Annotated in this window: 22 protein-coding genes and 1 riboswitch; of the genes, 7 read left to right on the top strand and 15 right to left on the bottom strand. The window is 47.0% G+C overall.

Annotated elements, in window-relative coordinates; genetic code table 11:
* Nucleotide 1: 1 nt before the first annotated feature.
* The 7 genes from WMO65_RS22130 to WMO65_RS22100 all read right to left on the bottom strand — a co-directional run bounded on the left by WMO65_RS22130 (nt 2) and on the right by WMO65_RS22100 (nt 9,042).
* On the bottom strand, nt 2-640 hold the full coding sequence (locus tag WMO65_RS22130; RefSeq protein WP_033142883.1) for an ECF transporter S component: 639 nt from the start codon (nt 638-640) through the stop codon (nt 2-4).
* Nucleotides 641-767: 127 nt separating this feature from the next.
* A riboswitch (FMN riboswitch) is annotated at nt 768-886 on the bottom strand.
* A gap of 187 nt (nt 887-1,073) precedes the next feature.
* Nucleotides 1,074-1,391, bottom strand: coding sequence for a GlsB/YeaQ/YmgE family stress response membrane protein (locus WMO65_RS22125; RefSeq protein WP_243128807.1), 318 nt, complete (start codon nt 1,389-1,391; stop codon nt 1,074-1,076).
* A gap of 211 nt (nt 1,392-1,602) precedes the next feature.
* Complete coding sequence (locus WMO65_RS22120) at nt 1,603-3,588, bottom strand: alpha-glucuronidase family glycosyl hydrolase (protein ID WP_148392436.1); 1,986 nt, start codon at nt 3,586-3,588, stop codon at nt 1,603-1,605.
* A 13-nt stretch (nt 3,589-3,601) separates the two neighbouring features.
* Nucleotides 3,602-5,902: a glycoside hydrolase family 88/105 protein gene (locus WMO65_RS22115; protein WP_148392437.1), complete on the bottom strand. Its 2,301-nt coding sequence runs from the start codon at nt 5,900-5,902 to the stop codon at nt 3,602-3,604.
* A gap of 6 nt (nt 5,903-5,908) precedes the next feature.
* Nucleotides 5,909-6,769, bottom strand: a complete 861-nt coding sequence (locus WMO65_RS22110) for a carbohydrate ABC transporter permease (RefSeq protein WP_255785541.1) — start codon at nt 6,767-6,769, stop codon at nt 5,909-5,911.
* Nucleotides 6,756-7,661, bottom strand: coding sequence for a carbohydrate ABC transporter permease (locus tag WMO65_RS22105; protein ID WP_033141498.1), 906 nt, complete (start codon nt 7,659-7,661; stop codon nt 6,756-6,758). The genes WMO65_RS22110 and WMO65_RS22105 overlap by 14 nt, the downstream gene beginning before the upstream one ends.
* A gap of 70 nt (nt 7,662-7,731) precedes the next feature.
* Nucleotides 7,732-9,042 carry an ABC transporter substrate-binding protein gene (locus WMO65_RS22100; RefSeq protein WP_243128808.1) on the bottom strand — a complete coding sequence of 437 codons (1,311 nt, stop codon included), beginning with the start codon at nt 9,040-9,042 and terminating at the stop codon, nt 7,732-7,734.
* 244 nt (nt 9,043-9,286) lie between these two features.
* Here WMO65_RS22100 and WMO65_RS22095 point away from each other — a divergent pair, with 244 nt between their 5' ends.
* The 4 genes from WMO65_RS22095 (at nt 9,287) to WMO65_RS22080 (ending at nt 13,843) form a co-directional block, all read left to right on the top strand.
* Entirely contained in the window at nt 9,287-11,065 is a 1,779-nt protein-coding gene (locus WMO65_RS22095) for a sensor histidine kinase (protein ID WP_148392439.1), read from the top strand.
* Nucleotides 11,059-12,582: a response regulator transcription factor gene (locus WMO65_RS22090; RefSeq protein ID WP_187370576.1), complete on the top strand. Its 1,524-nt coding sequence runs from the start codon at nt 11,059-11,061 to the stop codon at nt 12,580-12,582. Before WMO65_RS22095 ends, WMO65_RS22090 begins: the two co-directional genes overlap by 7 nt.
* Before the next feature lie 314 nt (nt 12,583-12,896).
* Nucleotides 12,897-13,544, top strand: a complete 648-nt coding sequence (locus WMO65_RS22085; protein ID WP_256170609.1) for a transposase — start codon at nt 12,897-12,899, stop codon at nt 13,542-13,544.
* Nucleotides 13,520-13,843 carry a transposase gene (locus WMO65_RS22080; RefSeq protein ID WP_256157765.1) on the top strand — a complete coding sequence of 108 codons (324 nt, stop codon included), beginning with the start codon at nt 13,520-13,522 and terminating at the stop codon, nt 13,841-13,843. The genes WMO65_RS22085 and WMO65_RS22080 overlap by 25 nt, the downstream gene beginning before the upstream one ends.
* A gap of 275 nt (nt 13,844-14,118) precedes the next feature.
* On the opposite strand, the gene WMO65_RS22075 is transcribed toward WMO65_RS22080, so the two are convergent.
* The 4 genes from WMO65_RS22075 to kduI are packed head-to-tail and all read right to left on the bottom strand — an operon-like array spanning nt 14,119 to nt 17,322.
* Entirely contained in the window at nt 14,119-14,904 is a 786-nt protein-coding gene (locus tag WMO65_RS22075) for a DUF7402 domain-containing protein (protein ID WP_033141501.1), read from the bottom strand.
* A 23-nt stretch (nt 14,905-14,927) separates the two neighbouring features.
* A complete protein-coding gene (locus tag WMO65_RS22070; protein WP_148392441.1) occupies nt 14,928-15,566 on the bottom strand; it encodes an RpiB/LacA/LacB family sugar-phosphate isomerase in 639 nt (212 codons plus the stop codon).
* A gap of 59 nt (nt 15,567-15,625) precedes the next feature.
* Nucleotides 15,626-16,426, bottom strand: a complete 801-nt coding sequence (locus WMO65_RS22065) for a gluconate 5-dehydrogenase (protein ID WP_033141503.1) — start codon at nt 16,424-16,426, stop codon at nt 15,626-15,628.
* A 32-nt stretch (nt 16,427-16,458) separates the two neighbouring features.
* Complete coding sequence (kduI, locus tag WMO65_RS22060) at nt 16,459-17,322, bottom strand: 5-dehydro-4-deoxy-D-glucuronate isomerase (protein ID WP_148392442.1); 864 nt, start codon at nt 17,320-17,322, stop codon at nt 16,459-16,461.
* Nucleotides 17,323-17,517: 195 nt separating this feature from the next.
* Here kduI and WMO65_RS22055 point away from each other — a divergent pair, with 195 nt between their 5' ends.
* Nucleotides 17,518-18,381, top strand: coding sequence for an AraC family transcriptional regulator (locus WMO65_RS22055; protein WP_148392443.1), 864 nt, complete (start codon nt 17,518-17,520; stop codon nt 18,379-18,381).
* A 116-nt stretch (nt 18,382-18,497) separates the two neighbouring features.
* On the opposite strand, the gene WMO65_RS22050 is transcribed toward WMO65_RS22055, so the two are convergent.
* Nucleotides 18,498-18,725: an HPr family phosphocarrier protein gene (locus WMO65_RS22050; protein WP_033141505.1), complete on the bottom strand. Its 228-nt coding sequence runs from the start codon at nt 18,723-18,725 to the stop codon at nt 18,498-18,500.
* 146 nt (nt 18,726-18,871) lie between these two features.
* Nucleotides 18,872-20,908 carry a glycoside hydrolase family 127 protein gene (locus WMO65_RS22045; RefSeq protein ID WP_148392444.1) on the bottom strand — a complete coding sequence of 679 codons (2,037 nt, stop codon included), beginning with the start codon at nt 20,906-20,908 and terminating at the stop codon, nt 18,872-18,874.
* 201 nt (nt 20,909-21,109) lie between these two features.
* Between WMO65_RS22045 and WMO65_RS22040 the strand changes: the two genes are divergently transcribed.
* Entirely contained in the window at nt 21,110-21,958 is an 849-nt protein-coding gene (locus WMO65_RS22040; protein ID WP_158587250.1) for a helix-turn-helix domain-containing protein, read from the top strand.
* 7 nt (nt 21,959-21,965) lie between these two features.
* Here WMO65_RS22040 and WMO65_RS22035 read toward each other — a convergent pair whose 3' ends face one another.
* Together WMO65_RS22035 and WMO65_RS22030 are read right to left on the bottom strand one after the other, a co-directional pair.
* Nucleotides 21,966-22,946 carry an N-acetylmuramoyl-L-alanine amidase family protein gene (locus tag WMO65_RS22035; RefSeq protein WP_148392445.1) on the bottom strand — a complete coding sequence of 327 codons (981 nt, stop codon included), beginning with the start codon at nt 22,944-22,946 and terminating at the stop codon, nt 21,966-21,968.
* Nucleotides 22,943-23,818, bottom strand: a complete 876-nt coding sequence (locus tag WMO65_RS22030) for an AraC family transcriptional regulator (protein ID WP_148392446.1) — start codon at nt 23,816-23,818, stop codon at nt 22,943-22,945. The genes WMO65_RS22035 and WMO65_RS22030 overlap by 4 nt, the downstream gene beginning before the upstream one ends.
* A 146-nt stretch (nt 23,819-23,964) precedes the next feature.
* On the opposite strand from WMO65_RS22030, the gene WMO65_RS22025 reads away from it, so the two are divergent.
* The gene (locus WMO65_RS22025) at nt 23,965-25,275 is read left to right on the top strand and encodes a glycoside hydrolase family 27 protein (protein WP_148392447.1); all 1,311 of its coding nucleotides are present in this window, start codon (nt 23,965-23,967) and stop codon (nt 25,273-25,275) included.
* The last annotated feature ends 476 nt before the right edge of the window (nt 25,276-25,751 follow it).

Raw genomic sequence — 25,751 nt, 5'->3', positions numbered from 1 at the left:
TTTATTCTCCTCGCAGTAATACTCTGATTCTCTTATAAATAAGCAGTGTTACGGCAGAGATGATACATCCCTTCACCAGGTTAAACGGCGCCACTGCCAGCACCACAAAGGTAAACAGGTTATTGATTCCTGCATTGATAGATGTGCCCATCTGAATAAAGGCGCTCACCGGCATCCCAAAAGCTGCCCCGTATGCGGGGAGCAGGATAAATGCATTCACAACACAACCCACAACAGCCATACAAATGGTTCCGATCACCATTCCGATCACTGCAAATTTTTTGTTCCTGCGGTATTTATAGAAAAATGCTGCCGGAACGATAAAAGAGCATCCCATCAGGAAATTGGCGATTTCACCCACACCAGCTGTGGCGGAGCCGTGGATGACTGCATACAGCAGTACCTTCAGAAGCTCGATCATAATACCTGCCACCGGTCCCATAGCAAACGCGCCGACCAGCACGGGTACTTCTGAGAAATCCATCTGATAGAAAGGCGGTGCGATCACCGGGATGGGAAACTCAATCATCATCAATACCGTAGCCACGGCTCCAAGCATGGCTACCTGTGCCAGTGTCCTGATTTTTGAACGATTCTGTGCACCTGCAGGTCTTTTGTTTACAATTGCTTCATTACTCATTTTTATTCTCTCCTTTTTATGATGGTTTCATAAAAGGAAATTCTTCTTTTTCCGCTGCCGCTTCCGCGGCTGAAACGAAAAAACGCCCTGAAAATCAGGGCATTGATGAAATCTGCATTATGAAATACATTTTCTTCTCTCATCCAGACTTTAACTGTCGGTACCGGAATCACACCGGTTCAGCCATTTACATGGGTCGCGGACTATACCGCCGGTAGGGAGTTGCACCCTGCCCCGAAGAATTTTCTTTTATCTGAGAATTATTATAAACCTTTAAAGGCTTGATTTCAATGGGTTTTTGAAGATTTTTAAAGTAATCAAAAAAAAGCCTGTAATCCACACCCAACCGGGCTGAACTACAGGCTTATCCAGATTTCTCCTCATTTAACTATGTTTTTCAAGCGTTTTCACAGATGTCAGCTCAACCTTTCCACTATTTAAAAATCTTCTTCGCAATGTATAAGAAAATGCACGCCCCCAAAACAGATACCATAATATTGGCAAGAAAACCGTATGCATAAAATCCCACTAGCGACATGATTCCTCCGCCGACAAAGGAGCCTGCGATTCCAATTGCGATGGTTTTTATGAAGCCTCCCTTTTTTACGCCCATGATTCTTCCGGCTATCCAGCCTGATATGATTCCTATAATTAATGATGTAAGCATTTTTATCTCCTTTATGATGCCTGATTCCGCAAATTTTTCACTATTTTTTGATTTTGGCTTTCTACCTATTATACCCCATTCCATCTACTTTGTACATCTGACTTCCTAAATCATGGGCCAAAGCTTGTCTGCATCTGCTGTTCACTCCGGGCCCGGAAGCACTCTTTATGATATACAGATATGGAACATTCTGCTCCTTATCACGCTGGCAGCTCCCAATCCTCTGAACACAAGATAAATAAAAAATCCTTCTGCCGGAAACATTTCTGTTATCCGGCAAAAGGATTTGCATATATCAGAAGATTTCTCTTCCCTGTTCGTCGGGAATCATGGATTTTCTGTAAAAGAAGCTGTTGATCACATCGCACCATTCCCGGCTGTTTTCAACCTGGCGCGTGAACCGTTCCTTAACTCTTAAGAAAATGTGCTGCGGGATTCTGCCCTCCAAAAGTTCCCAGTCTTTCTGCATCTGCAGGACCTGTTCGTGTCCCTCAAAATGACTGTCATAAATGTGCTGTATCAATGTCTTTCCGGAATGCAGCCGGTATGTGTAGGGAACACGGTGGAAAAACAAAAGCAGATTTTCCGGGCAGGTTCCCTTTTCTCTGAACAGGGCAGCATTTTTCTCAAAATACTGTTCGCTGTATCCGGTACCCCCTGCGCTTCTGTCAACGCCCACTGCCAGGTGGTCGGCTCTGTGGTAGGTACCCCATTTGGAATATTCGTATCCCTCGGGATTGGGACCGTAATGATGTGCGGGGTTCACCATAAAACCGATTCCAAGAGGCGCAGTGTATTTTTCATAGACCTCTCTGGAACGAAGAAGGATATCTGAAATACTCCTGTTCACGTCGCTGTCTCTGCTGATCTGCAGGGAAATCCACTCGCTGGCGATCTCCTCTGCGGATAGCTGCGGAGCAAAGGCCAGACGTCCGAATCCGTACAGATTGGCGCCTGCCAGGTCATGGCCTGTCCAGTTGGCATCCCTTCCTGTGTTGGCTACTGCTGCCATACCGCATCTTTGCTGTCCGAATGTCCTGCCGGAAATGATATCCGCCACTGTGTCCTCCGGTTTTCCACATCCCGTGGAGAAATCCAGCACTTCTTTCCACATGGGAACCAGATAACACACATCGATCTGCTGTCCTGTGTACTCCTGGGCGATCTGAACTTCCAGCATCTGGTTTGTATGCTGCAGACCCCCGAAAAGAGGATGGACAGGTTCTCTCACCTGGAAATCAATGGGTCCGTTTTTAATCTGGAGAATGACATTATCATCGAATTTTCCGTCCAGAGGCATGAAGTTGTCGTATCCGGCACATGCCCGGTCTGTCCTGCGGTCACGCCAGTCCTGCTGGCAGTTGTACACAAAACATCTCCATATGATGGTCCCTCCGTACGGTTTAACCGCGCGGGCCAGCATATTGGCGCCGTCTGCATGGTTCCTCCCGTAGGCAAAGGGTCCGGGACGTCCTTCGGAATCTGCTTTTACAAGAAAGCCTCCCATATTGGGAAGCCGTCCGAAAATTTCACCGCATTTTTTCTCCCACCAGTCTTTTACTTCTTCCTTCAATGGGTCTGCGCAGGAAAGCCCGCCCAGAGTCATGGGTGCTGCAAAATCAATGCATAGATACATGGAAATCCCGTACTGTGCAAAAATATGGGAAATCTGCTCCAGTTCTTTATAATGCCTCTCTGAGATAAGCCATTCTGCACCGTTACGCACATTCACATTATTAATAGAAATTCCGTTGATTCCAACAGAGCAGAGCAGTCTGGCATAATCTCTGATCCGCTCAGTCACACAGACTTTCCCGTTTTCATAAAAAAAGGATCTTCCTGCGTATCCCCGCTCAATGCTTCCATCTATGTTGTCCCACTGATTCAGCATCCTTACAGGATTCGACGGTATCTCCCGAATAGAAATGCCGGCGATCTCTTTTCTGGAGGATACCATAATAAGAAGGCGGAATGTTCCGTATAAAAGCCCGTTTTCTTTTGCCGCGCGTATATAGATCCTGTCTTCTTCCTCTGTGATCTGATACCCTTCTTTTCCCAGATTCAGGGCCGGATTCAACTCTAATATAAGCCCCGCTTCCTCTCTGTTTTCTCCTCTTCTCACTGTGATAGAAAACAGTTTTTCGGCTGCTGTCTTTATTTCTCTGAGTGCGCTTTCAACCAGCACTCCGTTCTGCTGTGTATACACAGATTCAAAATACTTCTTATCTTTTTGATTTTCTATCGGTTCATATGCAAGCCATGCCTGCTCCCAGTTGCACATAGTTTCCTCCTAATCACTCTTCTGTGAGGTAATGTTTTAATCTGTCTGTCTCCACGCCTGCCAGCATAACGATACCGATTCCATGAGTATCGTTGAAATTCCATTCCAGGGCTCTGTAATACTCCCGTTCATAGGACCAGCCTGAACCCTGGCAGACACCGTATAGATTTCCCTTCCTGTCTATGGCCTTTTTCGTCAGACCGTTCCAGGCCCTGAATACAGATTCGGCAAAATCTGCCGTCCGTTCTTCCGGCAGCAGCCCATAACGGATCCCTCTGGACATGGCGCAGATGAACATGGCTGCAGCGGATGTCTCCTGGTAGGTATCCCTCTCGTCCAGAATCTGATGCCAAAGACCGTCCTCATCCTGGAGCTCCAGATATCCTTCACACAGATCATGGAAATAAGACATAAGTTCCTCCCGCATAGGTACATCCGGATTCTCCCTCATGAGCAGTTCACTGAGAGAAAAAACTACCCAGCCGTTTCCCCTGCTCCATGGGATCATATTCGCATGTTCAAATTCCAGTTTATACATGTGGGACAAAATGTGCCCGCTTCCCTTCACAGCACGCGGTTTGAAATAAAAATGCTTCTTATATAGGAGCAGTTGTCTGACGGCTTCCTCTATGGCATTGTCATCATGAAAAACTTCTGCGTACCTGATCAAAAAAGGAACACTCATATACATATCATCAATCCACATGCTGTTGTCTCTTCTCTTAAAAGAGCCGTCCGCATTTCGGATCTGTTCTTTTAAAATATATCTGCCGATTCTGCCGGCAATCCTCTGTACTTCTTCTTTAAAATATCTGTCTTGTTCCCCGGCGTATGTTTGAACATTGCTTTTGCCTATGCCGCAGCGGGGCGCACGCCGTATGTCCGGGAAAGTTTTCTGACATGCTTCCATGCAGTTCAGAAGGTATTCCAGCATACAGGAACCGAATGAACCACAGTCATCCAGGGCGTCCATCCAAAGAAGCTGCTGGTTGACACCGGGAAATCCGTATTTTTCCCGGTCATAGACTGCATAACAGTCAGCCATGACCACCATTTCTATGGAATCACGCACGTATTTTATCAGTTCCTGCATCTCATAATACAGACCTGTCTGCAGCATTCCGTACAGAGTCACCCCCAGGGGATATGTCCAGCGGCCGAACAGACAGCTCTCTGCAAAGGGACGGATAACAACAGATGGATATTTTGTTCTCCAGAAAACACCGGAATCAGATATCCGGAAGGGCTTTGTAAGAAATTCCCGTCTGTCGGGGATCCAGGTCATCAGTGCCTCTTCCGCCCGGCAATCCAGAGGCCCCAGAAAGAGAACATCACCGCAGTTTCCCTTTGCCTCCACCGGAATACGACATTCCCAACGGCTGTTTTCCCAATCAGGACAGGTCATCCCGCATGTTCGTTCCTCTGTGCGGATCAACCAGGATATCTGGCAGCAAGCGCGGAAGTGCTCCTGATATGGTTTTCTGCAGCATCCCGATTCCTTATCATCCGCATCCATCCTGCATCCATCTATCATAACTGCTCTGATACACGGATTCTTTTCTTTTTGCTCCCTCAAAAAGCGTATCAGCTCTTCCCACGCCTTTTTCAGGTCCGTACCCGGTACAGCACGTACCTCTGTCCATGCAAACCATATCTGGCCCGCTTCCTTCCAGGGTAATCTGGGGACGTCTGCAGCCGGCAGCCAAACTCTTTCTGTCTCCTTCTCCGTTTTTTCCCAGAAGGATTTCCTGAGAAAGAAATTCACGGCTGTTTTCTCATCCGCCTCCTCTGCCCTCAACAAAGTAAAGTTAAAACCAGCCTCTCCTCCCCTCTCCTCAAAGGGCATAAGATAAGAACATGGCTCCCACTGAGGCATTTTATTGGTCAGCGTACAGCAAAATCCTGCTTCTTTTCTGGAAACAAGGAAAAGCCGGTTCATCCCTTCATGCAGTTTGGCCGTCAGTTCATATTCTCCCGCTCCCGGACAGAGAAGTATCAGCTCCCGGTTGAGATATACTAATGTCCGGCTCTCACACTTCACCAGGAAACGGCTCTTTTTCCCTTCCGGGCACCACATTTCACCGGCTGCTGCCCCCCAGTCCCCCAAAAGGGCCCCGGGAAACTGCTGCTGAAAATCCAGGACTGCGTCCCCGTTCTTTCTCCTTCTGGCCCCATTTTCATGGAAAGCCCTGAGAAGAAAGGGCATGGGCGGATGATTTCCCATAAACCGGTACGCCATTGTGCGCAGCACGGCTTCTGTGTCATCGCCGTATATATAATGCATGCTGTCTGTTTCGGATATGTAGCTCTTCATATATTATCATCCCTTTAATCCGGAGGTTGCAATTCCGTCTGCCAGATATTTCTGGAAGAAAATGAAGATCAGCACAATAGGCACGATGGAGAGAGTCGCCATTGCGAACATTGCGCCATAGTCCGAGGAGGAGCCGGGATCGCAGAACAGTTTCAGCGCCAGGGCAACCGGATACATGGCAGCATCATTGATATAGAGCAGCGCTGACATAAAGTCATCCCATCTCCACATAAAGGAAAAGATACCGCCTGTGATCAGTGACGGAGCCATCAGCGGCAAAATAATACGGAAGAAGATCCCGTAATAGGAACAGCCGTCAATTTTGGCTGCCTCATCCAGCTCTGTAGGGATACCCTCTATAAAGTTCATCATAAGATATACAAAAAATCCCTGGATGGCAAAGAAAAACGGAATGATAAGGGGAGAAAAACTGCCGACCCAGCCCAGTTTTTCATACCACAGATACTGGGGCACCATAAGGATCTGTCCCGGCAGCATCATAGACGCCAGCATGGCGCCGAATAAGATCTTCTTGCCCCTGAACTGACATCTGGCAAATCCGTATGCCACACATGCGGAAGATGCCAGGGTTCCTATGGTTCCCACAACTGCTATGAAAAGAGAGTTTTTAAAAAATGTGCCAAAGGATACGCCTGCAAATCCTCTCCAGCCATTGGCATAATTCTCCAGTGTGAATTTCTCAGGGATCAGGCTTCCCGCTGTTGTAAATATGGTACTGGTTTCCTTAAAAGAGCTCATGAACATCCAGCAGAGCGGATACAGCATGGCTAATCCGAAACCGCAGACTAAAACATGATAGACAACTGTTCTTATATTCTTCGTTTTCACAATCTCACCCCTGTTCATATACCCAATATTTTTTGGTCTTAAATAACACAAATGTTATCACTGCAATAATTCCCAGCATAACCCATGCCATTGCGGAAGCATAACCGGATTTGCTGAAGGAGAAGGACTGCTGATACATGTACACCGCGTAGAATAAAGTGGTATCCATTGGTTTTCCCTGTGTGATGATCAAACTCTGTGTAAATGCCAGGAATCCGTTGATCATCTGCATAACCAGATTGAAGAAGATCGTGGGAGTCAGAAGCGGCAGGGTAACACGGAAGAACTTTGTCACCTTGCCCGCGCCGTCCACGTCTGCTGCCTCATACAGAGATTTCGGAATCTGTTTTAATGCGGACAGGAAGATCAGCATGGAAGAACCAAACTGCCAGACAGCCAGCAGGATCAGTGTCCAGATCGCTGTTCTGGTGTCACTGAGCCATGCAAAGTTGGTGTCAATCCCGAATATTCCGAGAATGCTGTTCACAACACCGTCGGGTGCGAACATTCTCTTCCATAAAATAGCTACAGCCACTGAACCGCCGATGATGGAGGGCAGATAGTAGGCTGCACGGTAAAATCCCGTAGCCTTTGTGGGTTTCACCAGTATCATTGCCACCAAAAGGGCAAAAATAAGCCTCAGCGGCACAGACACCAGCGCGAAATAAAGGGTAGCCTTGATGGAATGCCAGAACACTTCATCATTTGTAAACATATCTATGTAATTTTTCAGTCCCACAAACTCCGGCGGTGACAGAATGTCGTAGTCACAGAGCGAGTAATAAAAAGAGATTCCCATAGGTATGATCAAAAACACCAGAAATCCTATAATAAAAGGAAGACAGAACACAACTCCCGCTGTCTTTTCCTTATTTAAAAACTTATATAATCTTTTGCTAGTAGGTTTCAAAATCTTCTCTCCTTTCCAAAGGCAGAAAAAGGGCTGCCGCCGTCCAAAAGACTACAGCAGCCCTGATTATTTATTGATGTTCCGCGTAAATTTCGTTTGCGCTGTTGAAATATTCCTCCGCAGCCTTCTCGGAAGTATATTCCCCGTATTTCACCTTCTCTTCCAGTTTCCTTAACAGATCCTGGGCCTCACTGGTCCCCTCCGGTGCCAGAGGAGGCAGTGCACTGGAATTCGGAGTGATGACATCTGTGATGAATGCAGCATTTTCCTGGTCTTCCTGGCTCAGCAGAGGCATGATCTCCTCAGCGATCTTGCTGGATACCGGGATACCTCTCTCTGCAAGAAGAATCTTGTAAGCTTCTGAAGAGTTTGTAAAGTAATTCAATACCTTCACTGCCTCTTCCGGGTTCTTGGTATCAGCGCTCACACAATAATACATACTGGGTTTTACATAGTTTGATTTTTTCGGATCTGTGGAAGGAATTGTTGTGATGGCTATATCGGTTCCCTCCGGAGCTGCTGTCTGGTAAGCGGTCAGCATGGCAGAGCCGTTGATGGTACACCATGTCATGTTATCAGGATTGGAGCCATATACCATGGGGTCCTCCTCCACACTGGCTGTATCGGCAGCCTGACTCGGGGAGATGTGCCATCCTTCTTTTACACCGTTCTCAGAGATTTTAAAGTAATCCACATAATCCTCTGCGCTCTTGCCGCCAAGCTTGTCAACCACCTGGATATCATTTGCCCTTGCGTAAACTTCCATGTACATTCCGTAGTGGATCAGGTTTGCACGGTAGCCTGATTTCTCATAAACCTGTTTCGCGATCTCAATGAACTCATCCAGAGTCATATTGTCCTTTACAGTAATCCCCAGTTCATCAAGCAGTGTTTTATTATAGAACATACAGGAAGAACTGGTTCCGGATGCAACACCGTAAATCTTGTCTCCTACCTTGCCCATGTTGATCGCGTCCTCAGACAGATTGGAGGTATCCAGGGTTCCGTCTTCAATATATGGTGTCAAATCTAATAGCTGGCTCTTGTCTACGTACTGCTGCAGATATGACATATCCATCTGAATGATGTCCGGCATTTTTTTGCCTGCGGCTGAAGTAGCCATTTTACTCCAGTAATCGTCCCACTGGAAGAACTGTCCTTTGACTGTGGTTCCCTCTTCCTCTTTATATTTATCCAGCACCTGCTGTGTACGCTCATTTCTTACCTGGTTTCCCCACCAGGCCATGGTCAGTTCCCCTGACGCTGCTTCCTCTTTACTTCCGTTTCCGCCCTTATCTGATCCGCATGCTGTCATGGAAACTGCTGCCAGCGCACATGCCAGTGCCGCTGCTGCTGCTCTTTTTAAAAATTTCCTCTTCACCTGTTTTTCCTCCATATTTTCTTTTGAGAAGCTCCTCTTGATGTAACCCATTATATAATGGTTTCCCCCGGATGAAAATTGATAAAACTTACTTCCGCGCTCAAAAAACATACCTGCGTCCGCAAAAAAATTACTTTACCTGTAAAAAATTGACTTCCCGCATTTTTTCCGGGCAAATCAATTGCGCTTTTACTTTTATTTTAATATAATTTTTTTATCATTACATATAAGAAGGGCGTAAACCATGAAAAAAATGGGAAGATTACAAAGCATGTCCCTGAAACATAAAATTCTGGCTGTTATCCTGACAGGATTTCTGGTCCTGTTTCTGGCAGGTATTGTCAGTCTGGAGTTTGTATCCAATTCTTATGAAAAGAAACTGTATAATTCCATAGCAGCTTCCCTTACAGACTCCGCCCTGGAGATTTCTGACCAGTTAAAATACATAGATACGATCGTAGACTCCATACTGGCCAACCAGACCATACAGGAAAGCCTGGACCGGTCAGGCAAAAGCACACAGAATTCGGAAAAGCAACTCTGTTTCAACCAGGTATATTCCACACTGTGTGATTATTTCTTTATTTTCAACAGTGACGCCATCTCTTATATTTCCGTGATGCAGGGGGATGACGTTATCAGTACCTCCAACCGGAAATTTCAGACAGTGCCGGATTCTGTGCGCAGTAAACTGAAGCGGACAGCCTATGACAACCAGGGCGCAACGGTGACTGTCACGGACTACGGACCTGACCACGGTATTTTCTTAGTGAAAGAACTGCGTAAAATAGAAGGGCTCAGCCTGGATACTCTGGGTGTACTTATTATAAATATAGATATGAATGCGTTCATATCCGCAACCACGGAGGCCAGCACGGAATTTGAGGATATTTCTTATTATCTGTACGATGACAACAGCCTCATCTTCAACGACAGTGCGCTGTCCCGCAAAGAATCCGCAGAGCTGTATAAAAAACTGCGGGGAGATTATGGTGTGGTCACCCTGAAACATGAAAAACTGTTTGCGGTAAGCGGTCTGATCCCCACCTATGGATGGAATTACATCTGTACTGTCTCCTACAATTCCATCTACCAGGCTATCACCCTTTCCAGCCAGTCCTTTTTCCTCATCATGGTATTGGCTGTGATACTGGTGGGGATTTTCAGCACCAAACTGGTCTTTGCCCTATTCAGGCATTTTGACCGGCTGATCGAGAATATGAAACAGTTCGGAGAAGGAAAATATGAGATTGCCGTGCCCCCGATAGAATACCGGCAGGACGAGATAGGGCTTCTCTACAAAAATTTCGACACCATGGTGGAAAAGATCAATACTCTGATCAATGAGAATTACATCAACGAACTGCTGAAAAAAGAGGCGCAGATCAAGGCAATGGAGAGCCAGATGGACCCCCACTTTCTGTACAATACCCTGGATTCCATCAACTGGCGGGCACGCATGATCAAATCAGAAGAGATTTCCCGAATCACCACAGCCCTCGGCAATCTGCTGCGCCTGTCCCTTGGCAACAATTCCAGGGATTTCACACTGCGCCGGGAACTGACCCTTGTGGACAATTATATTATCATACAGAAAATACGCTATCAGAAACGGCTGGATTTCTCTGTGGATATTCCTGAGAGCCTTCTGGACATTCCCATTCCCAAATTTACTCTGCAGCCGCTGCTTGAAAATGCCATACGCTACGGACTGGAAGAATCCTCCGAAACCTGTTATATTACCATCACTTCACGGACAGAGGACGGCACATTGATTCTGAAGATCATGAATACAGGCTCCTCCTTCGAGGAAAATTTCATGGAGAAGCTGCTGGACGGAGAGATACAGCCCCATGGATTCGGAATCGGAATCCTGAATATCCATAAGCGGATACAGATGACTTACGGCAGTGCCTACGGACTGCGTTTATATACGATAGAAGACGAAGAAACTTACGAGGAATGCGCGGCAGCGGAGATACGCATTCCCTGTACACAGAAAGAGGAGAGCAAGCCATGTTAAAATTACTGATCGTGGACGACGAGGAAATGATCTGCCAGGCCATCGCCAATATCATTGACTGGAAATCTTACAATATCCAGCTTGTCGGAACCTGTACCGATGGTGTAGAAGCCTATCACACCATTCTGGATGAATGCCCGGATATCGTGATAACAGATATCCGGATGCCCGGTATCTCGGGCCTGGAACTGATTGAGAGGATCAACCGCACGGATTTATGCACACAGTTTGTGATCCTCTCCGGATACGGGGAATTTGAATATGCGAAAAGAGCTATGAAATGCGGCGTCCAGCACTATCTGCTGAAGCCCTGCACGGAGACGCAGATCATTGACTGTATTCAGGAGGTCACAAAAGATTACTATAAGGTCGCATTTGCAGGGGACTTAAAACCGGAGCAGGACAGCCGGGCCTTTCATAACCTGCACAAAACCCTGATTCGGAATATGATACGGGAAGGAATCTCCGGCACGCAGGTGACGGATACCTTTTTCGATCTGTACGAGCATTACATCAACCTGACAGATGTACCTTATCAGTTCTGCAGTGTCTATTATCTGGAAGAGAAAAATCTGGCAAGGTGTCTGGAACGTTTTGATGATTACTGCCGGAAAAATATGCCGGAGGTGGAGCGCTACGCTGTCTATATACAGAATGTACTCCTGGTCTTTTTCCCTAATTTTGAAACCTCTTATGTGCAGCTTGACAGCTTTTTCAAGTCTCTGGACTTTCCCGGCCAGACCGTATCCGTGGAATACAGCCGCATGAGATACACGGACTTGAAAACACTGCTCACCGTGCTGATCAAAAAGCTGAAACGGTATGACATTCTCTATTTTATAGACGGCACAGACGCGGTTCCCAATTTTAACTACGGACAGATCGTAGACCGGGTGAACAGGCTGGTGCCTGTGCTGGCGGATAAAAATGCCATGGGCAGGGAAGACACCGTGGCAGAGCTTAAGAAAATCCTCTCCGCCATCTCTAATAAGGACTTTCTGCTGCAGCTCTGCGACAATATTATTATTTCCCTGGGAACACAGCTTCCCTCCCACACGCTGCCGGAGATCACGGATTTCCTGTATCAGCTCCACAAGGAGGAGGACGCGGTCAGCATAGCGGACGCGGTGCTTGATCATATCAATAAGCTCTCCGAAGTGCAGTCCTTTAACACAAAACAGTACAGCCCCTTTATCTCGCGGCTGATCGACTATATCTATGAGCATTATTCCAATCCTGATCTGACGCTGAAATGGATCTCTGAGAATTATCTGTATATGAATGTAAATTATGTAAGCCGGTGCTTTACAAAGGAGACAGGGGAAAAGTTTTCCGGATTTCTTATGAAACTGCGGGTGCAGAAGGCAAAGGAAATTTTGTCCACACGGGATAATGAACAGATTCAAAATGTGGCGCAGCTTGTGGGGTGCGGGAATACGCCTTATTATTTCAGTAAGATTTTTAAGAAGTGTACGGGGCTTACGCCTTCGGCTTATGTGAAGAAGATGAGTAAATAATAATGATTCAGTTACGGAAAAAGGGGCTGTCGGGAAATCAATGTCAATAAGTTAAAGTAACATCTTCAAGAGCAGATTATACAATGTATGACCTGCTCTTTTTTTGTAATAATTCACCTATTGACCTAAAGAATCAGTTGCTTTCTATTATCTCACAGATGCAATCTGTATCTCACCTATTTGTAAAACAGACCGGAAAAGATTTTTCCAGAAAACGAAAAATTTCTTTCTCAGATACCATTCAGTTTCTCTTATCTATGGGTGGGAATACCATTCGTTAAGAATGGTTAGATTTCTGGGATTTTTCTCCGGATATGGCTTCGGTTCCTGCCTTTTGCCAGCAACGTCAGAAATTGTTGCCTGAGTCAATGGATTTCTTATTTCATTCTTTCAATGATTCTTTTTCATCGCTGGAAACTTATCGTGGATTTCGTCTGCTTGCCTGCGATGGTTCTGATCTGGCTATTGCTTACAATCCTGATGACAAGGATACTTATAGGCGGCATAATTCTTTGGAACGGCATGAGAAAGGATATAACCAACTTCATTTAAATGCTCTGTATGATTTGAAGAATCGAATCTATACGGATGCTGTCATTCAGCCCGGACGTTCTCCGAATGAGACAAAAGCGCTTATTGATATGATGAAGCGCTCTAAGATACAAGATCCGGTACTTTTGATTGCAGACCGTGGCTATGAAAGTTATAATATTTTGGCTCATGCACAGGAAAAGGGGTGGAAATTCTTAATTCGCGCAAAGGGTCTGGGGAGTCGTGGAATTCTTACACATTTGCCAATACCAGACAGTGGAACTTTTGACTGTACTTTATCGCTAATTCTTACAAGAAAACAAACAAAAGAAATCAAAAAACAGCCACAGCGATACCGATGCCTTACGAATAAGACATCCTGCGATTCCCGGTTACTGAGAATACTATGGAGTGTATTCTTACAAATTTAGATGAAAAGGATTTTCCAATAGAAGAAATCAAAAGGCTGTACGGATGGAGATGGGGGATTGAACGATCTTTTCGAGAACTGAAATATACGATAGGATTAACCAATTTTCACGCAAAAAAAGTGGAGTATATCCTGCAGGAAATATTCGCCCGACTAACGATCTACAACTTTTGTGAACGGATTATCACAACCATTGTAATCCAACAGAAACACAGAAAATATACTTATCAGATTAACTTCACTGTAGCTGTTTTATTTGTCGGGAATATTTCAGAGACAGAATACACCCACCAGATTTAGAAGCACTCATTCGGAAGAATATTCTTCCAATCAGAGAAGGACGAAAGGCTCCACGGAAAGTCTGTCCCAACTCAGCAATCAGCTTCTTATATAGAATAGCATAAATAATACAAAATAGCATTGGAAAAACAGAGTTTATATCTGTTTTATTTGTCGTGCAAAAAAATGGTCAAAAGCTTAAAAACTACTTTTGACCATTTAATCAGTGAGGCTTGAATCAATATCTGTAGGCTTAACTTATTGACATTGGTCGGGAAATAGACAGCCCCTTCCAACTACGCCTCCGTCCCATACACCTCCAGCTGAACAAGTGCCGGAAATGGGGATGGTTCCTCTGATTTTATCAATTCTCCTATCTGCAGCCATTCTATTTTCTTTTTCTCAAAAGTAAATTCCTGGGCTTCTCCTGTCTTTTTCAGCTCCAGTTCCATGGTGCTGCCGTCAGAAAAGGTGACTGTGGCCTTTTTCCACCAGTTATCGTGGGGATAGTCCGCTCTTGTGTAAAGAATGATGCGGTCAGCTTCCACCGTCCGCCCAAACTCCAGTTTTATGGCAGCATCTGCACGCTGGTTGATTCCCCAGGACTCATACGGCCATTCTCCGTGGCAGGCCGCTGCAGTGATTCCGTCAATGGCGTTCATGGCAGCGAAGACGGACTCGCCTCTGGTCTCCACATTGGCTGACGCGTGGGGGTAGCAGTTTGTCTCCCCGTGGCAATCATTTATATTCAAAGCCAGGTTCCTGTACGCCTCATACTCAAAGGAATAGGCTTTGCGGATGTGGATCAGGTGTTTGCTGCCGGAAAAGGTCTTGGGTGACATATTGACACGCTTTTCCCCAAAAGGTATCTTATACCACATATTCCCTGTCAGGTAAACCAGGGAGTGCCCTCTTGCATCATCCAGGGACAGCCAGTAAAAGGCCGGCAGTTCAGCCGCTTCCACTACGATCTGGTCCCCTTCTCTGTATTCGGCGGAGTAAGGAAGGTTTACTTCCCTCTCCCCACGGGCTACTGCCAGTGTGAAGCCGTTTTTATCCTGTACTTTTAAACTTATTGACATCTCATACCTCTGCTTTTTTATGTTCAGTCCAGTATCTTCTTTACTGCATCTGCAATCTTGTCACACTTGCAGTCTGCAAAGAAATATTCCCGGAATTTCTCACCGCCCAGGGCTCCTCTTACAAGCTCCCGGTCCAGATTCTCCAGAATTTCGGGAAGGTCTCTGTATGTGACTTCTTTTACCTTGTCCAAAATCTGTTTGTTGCGTTTTTCCGGAACTGCCCGTTCTCTCGGGTATCCCTGACCGCTTTCCTCCACAAAAAGCTTCTCAAAAATATACTGGAGATTCAGGTCACCGCCCCATCCGAATCCCTTTGCAAACGGAATGGCAATGGCATTGCCGTCATTGATCTGGGCAAAGGTGTATGCGTCCAGAGCGTCCTCCACATGGCCGCAGATGACTCCCGGGAAGGAATTACAGGCCAGCATGGCTCCCTCTCCTGTGCCGCAGCCTGTGATGACATAATCAGCCGCGCCGGAATTTAACAGAACCGCCGCAAGGATTCCCACCTGCACATAGGTGAGCTGGCAGTCATCCTCTGCGGTATACATACCGTAGTTACAGACTTCATGGCCCATTGGCTCCACTACTGTTTTCAGCGCACTGCAGATCATTCCGTTTTTAGCTGCCTGGCTGTTTTCATTTATTAATGCGATTTTCATGATTTTTTACTCCTCACTTGATGAATGGTTCGTAACGATTGAAATTTATCTGTTTTCTGTCACGGCTGTTTTCCAATGTATGCCAGAATGCCGCCGTCCACATAGAGAATGTGGCCGTTTACAAAGTCGGACGCATCAGAAGCCAGGAAAATAGCAGGTCCCATCAGGTCCTCCGGGGTTCCCCAGCGTGCCTGCGGTGTCTTTGCAAGGATGAACTGGTCAAAGGGATGTCTGCTTCCGTCCGGCTGTGTCTCTCTTAACGGTGCTGTCTGAGGTGTGGCAATATAACCGGGGCCGATGCCGTTACACTGGATATTGTATTCGCCGTACTCGGATGCAATATTTTTGGTCAGCATTTTCAGGCCGCCTTTTGCTGCAGCGTAGGCGGAAACGGTCTCGCGGCCCAGCTCGCTCATCATGGAACAAATGTTGATGATCTTGCCGTGTCCCTTACGGATCATACCGGGAATCACCGCCTTAGACACAATAAACGGGGCGTTTAAGTCAATGTCAATCACCTGGCGGAACTCCTCTGCTTTCATCTCTGTCATGGGAATCCTCTTGATGATACCGGCATTGTTCACAAGAATGTCAATAGTGCCCAGTTCTTTTTCAATGTCAGCCACCATATTTTCAACCTGTGCCTCATCTGTCACATCACAGATATAGCCTCTGGCCTCAATGCCTTTTGCCTTATAGTCCGCCAGCGCCTTATCCATATGCTCCCGGCCCCTGCAGTTAAACGCGATCTTGGCGCCGGCTGCCGCATAAGCCTCCGCAATGGCAAATCCTATGCCGTAAGCTGCTCCTGTCACGAGGGCAACTTTTCCCTCTAAAGAAAATAATTTATTTGTTTCCATATGGAATCTCCTTTCTGTTTTCCTGTCTGCTGTTACAGAATGTCTTCATTTCTGATACCGTCCATGTCATCAAAATCCTGGTTTTCGCCCACCATTCCCCAGATAAATGTATAATTCCTGGAGCCCGAACCTGCATGGATAGACCAGCTGGGGGAGATCACAGCCTCCTCATTTCTCATGACAATATGCCTTGTCTCCTGTGGTTCTCCCATATAGTGCATAACAAAGGCATCCTCCGGCATATCAAAATACAGATACACTTCCATCCTTCTGTCATGGGTGTGGCAGGGCATGGTGTTCCACACACTTCCCGGTTCCAGGCTTGTCATTCCCATTTCCAGCTGGCAGCTCTCCACCTGTCCCGGAAGAATATATTTGCAGATGGTCCTGTGGTTGGACTGCTCCAGACTTCCCAATTCCACCTTGTTCTCCTCTTTTATGATTACCACATCTTCCTCCGGCGTTCCCTCACGCTTTATGAGCACTGTGGGATAAGAAGTGTGGGCAGGCGCACTGTTGATGTAGAACTTGGCGGGATTTTCCTTATCTGTACTGGAAAATGTGATATCTCTTTTTCCCATGCCAATGTACATGCCTTCCCGCGGTGCCACTTCAAAGGTTCTGCCGTCAACACAGATGCAGCCCGGACCTCCGATATTGATCACGCCCATCTCACGTCTCTGAAGGAAATATTCCGCTCTTAACTCCTGGCCTGCCACCAGCTTCAGTTCTTTTTCTGCCGGGGTGGCGGAACCTGTGATGATCCTGTCAATGTGGCTGTATACCAGTCTGATCTCATCGGGTACAAATACATTCTGTATTAAAAATTCTTCTCTGAGGCGCTGGGTTGTATAGTGTTTTACATCTCTTGGTGATGCTGCTGTTCTGAGTTCCATTGTGATTCCTGCCTTTCTTTTGCTTTCCCTGGAGCGTGCAGATCATCGGAATGGATTTTCAGACACGCTCTGAATCTTTATACCCATCTTATCATGACAGATTTTCTGTTTCCTGTGTTTTTCTTTCAGAAATCTTGCAAATCTTACACTGATATCTTATACTGGAAGATATTAATGATCAAAGGAGGAACCGTCATGAAACTCTGCAGTTCCTGTAAGGAGGGCATCCGCTCCTGTATTGAAACGCAGACCTTCTCCGCCGCGCATCTGTACAGCTATGAAAAGCCCATGGATATCCACATCCACGACTGCTATGAAATCTATTATTCTGTCTCCGGCGGAAAACAGTTTCTGATTGATAACCGGTTTTATAATTTTAATCCCGGAGACATTTTTTTCATTAACCAATATGAGAGCCATTACCTGTCCCAGGTTGACAATGTGAAGCATGAACGGATCATTGTATCCATCTATCCCGATTACCTGAAACGATGCTGTACCGGAAAGACAGACCTGAATTACTGCTTTACCTGCAGAAATACCAACTTCGGACACAAGATATCCCTGTCCCCGGAAGAACAGAAACGTTTCCTGTATTTCATACATAAACTGTCGGAGAACGAAGGCTATGGACAGGATATCCTGGACCATGCCGTCTTTCTTCAGCTTATGACCTTTTTAAACGGTATTTTTTTGCGAAACTGCGACCATGACCTGCCCAGGCATGAACCTGCCGGAAGCCATCATGAACAGATGGACGCCATCCTTTCTTACATTAACCAGCATATTGCGGAGGATCTGAGTATTGAGCGGCTGGCAAAACATTTTTATATCAGTACCTCTTATCTGTGCAGGATATTCAAAAGTGAGACGGGTACCACTATCAACAAATACATCACAGCCAAACGTATCACTCTTGCCAAATCATACCTATCTGAGGGGTATTCCGTCACAGATGCCTGCATCCGCTGCGGTTTCGGGGATTACAGCAATTTCCTGAAATCTTTTACAAAGGCAGTGGGTATTTCCCCGAAAAAATACGCTCAGTTTTCTGCGTAAAAAGCCCTGCCTGCGCAGCAGCAAGGGTCAGCCCCTTGCCTACTTGACAAGGGGCCAATCAAACTGCTATGCAGACAGGGTTATTTTCTTTTGCGGGACAGGGGGAATCTCTCTATTTACGCAGCATACGTACGGATCAACTGCTCCAGATTTCCGATTCCTTCATCTGAATAGATTTTCAGTTCTACTTTCTTCCCTGCACCGATCGCCATCATTCCCATAATGGATTTGGCATCTACCATATAGCTGCCACAGCAGGCATCAATCTGGAAGGGCGCCTCAGATACTTTGTTGACAAACTTCACAATTTCGTCGATTTCTTTAAAACAGACCTGCACACACATAAAATCATTCTCCTTTTTTTAATCTTTATATAATCCGTGTTTTTTCTTCTTTCTTTGACTGAGTACATTATAATCGAATCATCCCTGAAAAAAAATGGATTATTTTTCGATTTTATGTGATATTTTTTTCTTTTTTACGCCTTTTTCTATTTTTCCTGTCTGACCCAAACGGTCATTTCATTTTTTCCCCGGTTTGCCCAGACATAATATGGTATGAAACGCAGCTTAACCGGTTCCTTCACAGCCGTTTTCAGAGGATGGTACAGGCCCTTTCGTGAAGTCTGTACCTGCTGCCTGAACCCATCCATGACAACAGCGATCACCTGCTCCCCGGCAACTGTAAATTCCTCAGTCTCTACCTCTTTGCCGCAGTCCAGCGTCAGCAGGTGCAGGTCCGTACCATTGTCAGCCTCCTCCAGACAGTATACCATGGGGCCTCGTGTCACAGCCACTTTGCCGATATCCTCCCTGACTCTCGGGTCTGCCTCCATGATCTTCACATCCATGGCAAACTTAAGGGATAAGCGCTCTTTCGGCTGCCAGCATCTTGTCACATACAGATATCCGTCTTTTCTGGTACACTCACTGTCCCTCACCCCTTCGATGGAGAATCCGGTATCTCCCTCCCCGCACCAGTCCGGTATGCGGAGGGCTATGGTAAATGGTACCGATTCCCCGCTCACCTCTATTTCCACCTGCCCGCTTTTGGGAAGCTTTGAGGATACTGTAATGGTGAGTTCTTTTCTGTTTACCTGTTTTTTAATGATACTTCCCATGTAGAGGTGCACGAACAGGGTATCCTCTGTCTCCGTGTAGGCGTAAGAGCTTATGGAACTCAGCATTCTTGCCAGGTTGGGAGGGCAGCATGCACAGCCGAACCATTTCTGACGCACCGGCTTTACATGGGCTTTTCTTTCATCCATGCAGCAGGCCTCCGGGTTTACTTCCAGCGGATTTACATAGAAGAAGCTTCTGCCGTCCAAAGCCATACCGCTGAGCACACAGTTGTACAGAGCGCGCTCCATCACATCCGCATATTGTGAAACAGGCTTGATCTCCAGCATTCTTCTCGCCAGAAATACAAGGCCGATGGCTGCGCAGGTCTCCGCGTATGCAGTGTCATTCGGCAGGTTATAGTTAAAGGAAAACGCCTCCCCTATGTGTGTGCCGCCTATGCCGCCCGTAATATACATCTTGCGTTCCACCATACTGTCCCATAATTTTTCACAGGCGTGATAAAGGCTTTCATCCTGTGTTATCCTTGCCATATCCGTCATCCCTGCGTAGAGATAAACCGCGCGCACCGCATGCCCCACAGCTTCGTCCTGCTCACGTACCGGGATGTGTGCCTGATTGTATGCATAGCGGAGGCCGTCCGGAGAATTTTTGACGCACTCCGGATGCTCTTTATCGAAATAGTATGGTCTGGCTCCTCTTTCATCTACAAAGAAACGTCCCAGGTTGAGATATTTTTCATTTCCTGTCACCTCATACAGACGGACAAGGGCCATCTCCGCTATTTCATGCCCCGGATAGCCCTTGCATTTTCCTTCCTCCGGTCCGAAATGTGCTGCGGCATAGTCCGCATATCCCATGGCCGCTCTCAGCAGCTTATCTTTTCCTGTAGCCTGATAGTAAGCCACTGCCCCTTCTATTAAATGTCCCAGACAGTAAAGCTCATGGTGGTCTTTCAGATTTGTAAATATTTTATCCCTGCCGTTCAGGATATAGTAGGTGTCCAGGTAGCCGTCCTCCTGCTGGGCCGCGCAGACAATGTCAATGGCAGCGTCCGCTGTCTTTTCAAGCTCCGGGTCCGGGTGCTGGGTGAGGGAATATCCCACCGCCTCGATCCATTTATAAAAATCACTGTCCTGAAATACAAATCCGTAAAATTTATCTTCCAGATGCTCCGGGTCCTCGGGAAGCGCCTCAAAACCGCGGAAGGTGTAGGACGGCTCCTGATACGCATCCCCCATCTCTTTTCTTTCCAGATTTTTCTTTCCGGCTGTTTTAAAATTTCTCATGCAGTAGCTGGGTGCCGCACCCTCCACCCGGTCATTCAGGGCATCCCACTGATAAGGAAGCATTTTGGTCCTCACCAGCTCCATCTCTTTTTTCCAAAAATCATCGGTTACCTGTACACTTCTAAGGGAAAGCGGTCTGCTGAAATCCTGTCTGTTCATGTGATTCATCCTCCATCTGTTTCTGTTTTTGAATCCCGGCATGGAAGCGCGGCCCCCAAATAAATTTTGGGCCACGCCCGGGAATGTACCGTATTGTTCTTGTCATGGTAAGTGTATCAAAACTACATTCCCATATCCATTGCCAATGAGGAACATAACATGTATAATATGGAAAACGTCATTGAAAAAGGAGGGAGTCCCATGCTGCTTTTAGAAAAAATGGCACATCGCCGGATTACCAGCGCCAACTATATCACATCTGTAAACGGTATGGTCCACCCTGACCGTATTCTTGCAGAACATGATTTTCTCTATATGCTGGATGGAGAATGGGAGATCATAGAAGACGGGCATATCTATGAAATGCACCGGGATGACCTGCTGATCCTCAGCGCAGGAAGGCATCACCGGGGTGAAAAACTCTGTAACCCCGGAAACAGGCACATGTATTTTCACGTACTTCCCACGGCTGCTGAAACAGGCGAAAAAAATGACATGGAAGAAATGGAATCATCCAAGTTTCTTCCATGCCATACCCTGCTGCACTGCCGGCACCATCCGCATATCCGCATGTATTTTGAGGAACTCATATCTGTCTTCTGGTCAGACAGCCCGGAAAAGCTCTGCCGCCTCTCCCTGCTTTTCAACCTGCTTTTGTGTGAAATCGCAGAACTGCATACAGTTTCCGGGGACAGGCAGCCCTCTGACCCGCTGGTAGAGGAAGTATGCAGGCAGATTCAGTCAAATCCTCAGACTTTTTACACTGCCGGGGAAATGGCGGAGGCGCATTTTATCTGTGCCCGCACCTTGAACAACCGCTTCCGGAAAGCTTGCCAAAAAACGTTCTACGCTTACCAGATGGAGACCAGACTGGAAATGGCTGGGCATTTCCTGACGCACCAGCCGGAGGCTACTCTCCATGAGGCTGCCGTCAACTTTGGATTTTATGATGAATTCCATCTGAGCAGGGCTTTTAAAAAGCATTTCAAAGTATCTCCCTCGCAGTTTCGGAAATCTCATGCCGTGGGCCGTACCAGCCCTTTGCCGTAAACTGCCGTTATGGGCTGAAATAGGCATCGATACCGTCCGCAATCCCCTGTACCATATTTTTCTGCATATCAGGGTCCTGCATTTTCTCGTCATCGCTCTGGTTGGTCATGAAACCCATCTCCAGAATGGTGACCGGTACTGTGCTCCAGTTGATCCCTGTCATATTGTCATAGAGTCTTACGCCGTTGTTCCTGATTCCCGTTGCCCGGCAGTAAGCATTGATGATATTTTCACCCAGCCTGCTGCTCTCCTCATGAAGCTGCCCCACATATGGGTTCTCGGCAGATGGAATCATGGTCATGGCACCGTTTGCGCTGTTGTCCTCGCTGCCGTCCGCATGAATCCTGACCAGGATCCGGGCTCCGTTTTCCGTGGCAATCTGCGCGCGCTCCACATTGCTTACGGCTGTGTCGTTGTCCTCCCTTGTCATGATCACCTCATATCCTCGGCTCTGAAGCTCTGTCTGAAGCTGTTTGGAGACTGCCAGGGTCAGCTCATATTCGGGAACTCCGGTGTAGACGCCCTGGGTGCCTGACGCGAATTTATCCTTCATCTCTTCAGAACCCGGGCCAAGGGGTTCTGTACCGCCTGTATCTGCTCCGGGGCCCTGGTGCCCGGGGTCGATGGCTACTTTTCTTCCGTTACTCCTCGGTTCTGCGGCGGATAACGCTGCTGTATCATCGGCATCCCGGGCATTTTTTCCGGCTTCAGCAGACAGGCTGTCTTCTTTTGTTTCCCCGTTTTGGCCCGCTTCTGCGGTATCTCCTTCAGCCGCCTCCAACGCGCGCTTTTCGGTTTCCTTTTTCAGTTCCTCCAACTCCTTTTCCATAGATTCGGAGGATTTCTGCATTTTGCTTATCTGTTTGTCCATGCGCTTCATCTCCTGCTGAAGTAACCTGCTTTTCTGCGCGTCGGTTACGGCAAGGACCGCCAGCACGGCGGCCAGCACAAAAATCAAACTGCCGAAGATCATTCCCATTTTCTTCATTCTCCCATTCCTTTCCTGCTGTATTTACTGCCATTGCTCTCCCTGTAACTGCCGGGGCTTATGCCGACATGTTTTCTGAATATTTTGGCGAAGTAATTCCCATTGGAAAACCCGTTTGTTCTGGCAATGCTGTCAATGCCGTGCTCCGTTCCCAGCAGGTCATTCATAGCTGACTGCAGGCGAAGCCCTGTAAGATAAGCCAGAGGTGTTGTCCCCATCTCTTCCCTGAATGCCCTTGAGAGATGTGCCGGGGAGATATCCAGCCTGGCTGCCAGCTCCTCTATTCCGCCAAGCCTCCTGTACTCCTCCTCCATAATCTCCGCTGCCTTCTGTACAGAGGAGCTTTTCTTCTGCGTAACCGGATGCTCCGTTTCCCTTAAAAGGGCGCAGAGAAAACGGTACAGAAACTCACCGCCTTCGTATTTTTGCAGACGCTCCCCGCTTGTCAGGCGCTTCTGCAGATGCAGGGCCATGCGGACAGGGGGACTGTTCTCATCCAGGGACATGATCTCCGGGCATATGTGTTTTATTTTTCTTACAAAAGGCAGGGCCGTGTTTCCCTGAAAATGCAGATACAGAAACTCCCACGGCTCTTCCCTGTCATGTTCCAGAAAGTATCTGCTTTTTTCCGGGAACTGTATGAGAAATCCCCGGCCGCGTCCTACGGCGTGCCTGAACCCGTTTTTCTCATACACACCCTCCCCCAAAAGCGTGTACTGGAAAAGAAAGCCTTCGTACCCCGGCCTGCTGTCATTTATAAAATCATATGCCTCCCCGCACCGACGCTCCACACCGCCGTCCAGAAGGACAAGCGGCTGTTCTTCCATGTCATCCTGATTCAGGACACCGAAGATACCCCTGTTGTACTCCATCAAAAATTTACCTCTTCATATCAAATTTCTATTCTTTTGTTTTTTGCACACTCTTATTATAATTACTGATATAGGATAAGTCAAAGGAAACAATAGAAGTCAAATTTCTACCTGTTTTCGCGTATCACCAACATCAGGAGGTTCTTATGAATAAAAACAGTTTCGCCAAGGTTCCGCCTATGGGCTGGAACAGTTATGACTATTATGACACAACGGTAAATGAGGAACAGGTAAAGGCCAATGCCGATTATATGGCTGCTCATCTGAGGGATTTCGGCTGGGAGTATATTGTGGTTGATATCCAGTGGTATGCCCACAAAGCCGGTTCCATGAGGGAACAGTTCCAGTATATCCCGTTCTCGGAGCTGGAGATAGACGAGTATTCGCGCCTGCTGCCTGACCCGGAGCGTTTCCCCTCTTCTGCAGACGGAAAGGGATTCGGCCCTCTGGCCGAATATGTGCACAGCCTGGGACTGAAGTTCGGCATTCATATCATGCGGGGAATCCCCCGTATGGCAGCCCAGAACCATATGAAAATAAAGGGGAGTGACGTGACCGCCGATATGGCTGCCAATCCCTCCTCCATCTGTCCCTGGAACCCCGACATGTACGGACTGCATAACTCTCCCGCAGGACAGGCTTACTATGATTCTCTGCTGGAACTGTATGCCTCCTGGGGGGTGGACTTTATCAAATGCGATGATATCTGCAACACCTGCAACCAAAGCCCCCACCGGGAAAATCAGTATAATGCTGCCCATGAAGTGGAGATGCTGGCAAATGCCATCAAACACTGCGGCCGCCCCATTGTATTCTCCCTCTCCCCGGGCCCCGCTCTCATAGACAGGGCATGGCATTATGAGAAATATGCCAATATGTGGCGCATAACAGATGATTTCTGGGATGAATGGAAATACTTAAAGGATATGTTCCGCCGCTGCGAACTGTGGCAGACACAGGTTTCCGAGGGATGTTATCCTGACTGCGACATGCTCCCCCTTGGCTGGATTGGAAAAGGATTCGGAAAGGAACGGATGACAAACTTCACCAGAGAAGAGCAGCGTACCATGATGACACTCTGGTGCCTCTTCGGCTCGCCCCTCATGCTGGGCGCAGAGCTGACCAAAATGGATGACTGGACACTGTCCCTGCTCACCAACCGCAGAGTTCTGGCACTTCTGCCGCCCTCCTGCCGACCCAGACAAATTTGTCTGAATGAAGAGAAGGCTGTCTGGATTGCCTGTGATGAAAAGGAAGTGACTTTATATATTGCTCTGTTTAATTTAGGAGACAGGGAGGCTTCTGTCTGTGCCAGCCTGGATGAAATCGGAAAGGAATTTCATGGGGATGTGGATCTCACCGATTTGTGGGATGGAACTACCCACAGGAGTGTAAATCAGGAAATAAACGCTGTGCTGCCTGAACACGGGTGTGCGGTGTATCAAGTTTCTATGTAAGACTAAAGCTTAACAGGACAGCAGTCAAACGTGAAAATTGAATTTTACGTTTGGTTGCCGCCCTGTTTTTCATATGCCTTGATTTCTACTTTGTTTGACTGTACTTCTTTCCGTCTTTGAAATTATTTGTTTCATTAAGATTCTGACTTGAATTTTTGGGGTACTCAAACGTACTTTCGGCTGATGAGATTTTATTTCTTCTGGTTGGTAGAGCCTTATCTGTGTTTTCATTGTTTCCGGCACGGATTTTTTCCTGTTTACCTATAATTTCCTCCTAGTGATTGCTCTTTATCTGCTTTTCTAAGTTTCCGGCATGGATTTTTTCTTGATTTACCTATAATTTCTTTCTGGTGATTGCTCTTTATCTGCTTTTCTAAGTTTCCGACATGGATTTTTTCTTGATTTACCTATAATTTCTTCCTGGTGATTGCTCTTTATCTGTTTTTTCTTAGTTTCAAGCCTGGATTCCTTCCTGA

This window comes from Blautia caccae (genome assembly GCF_040095955.1).
GTDB classification, from domain to species: Bacteria; Bacillota; Clostridia; order Lachnospirales; family Lachnospiraceae; genus Blautia; species Blautia celeris.
This window is presented reverse-complemented; position numbering and strand designations above follow the sequence as displayed.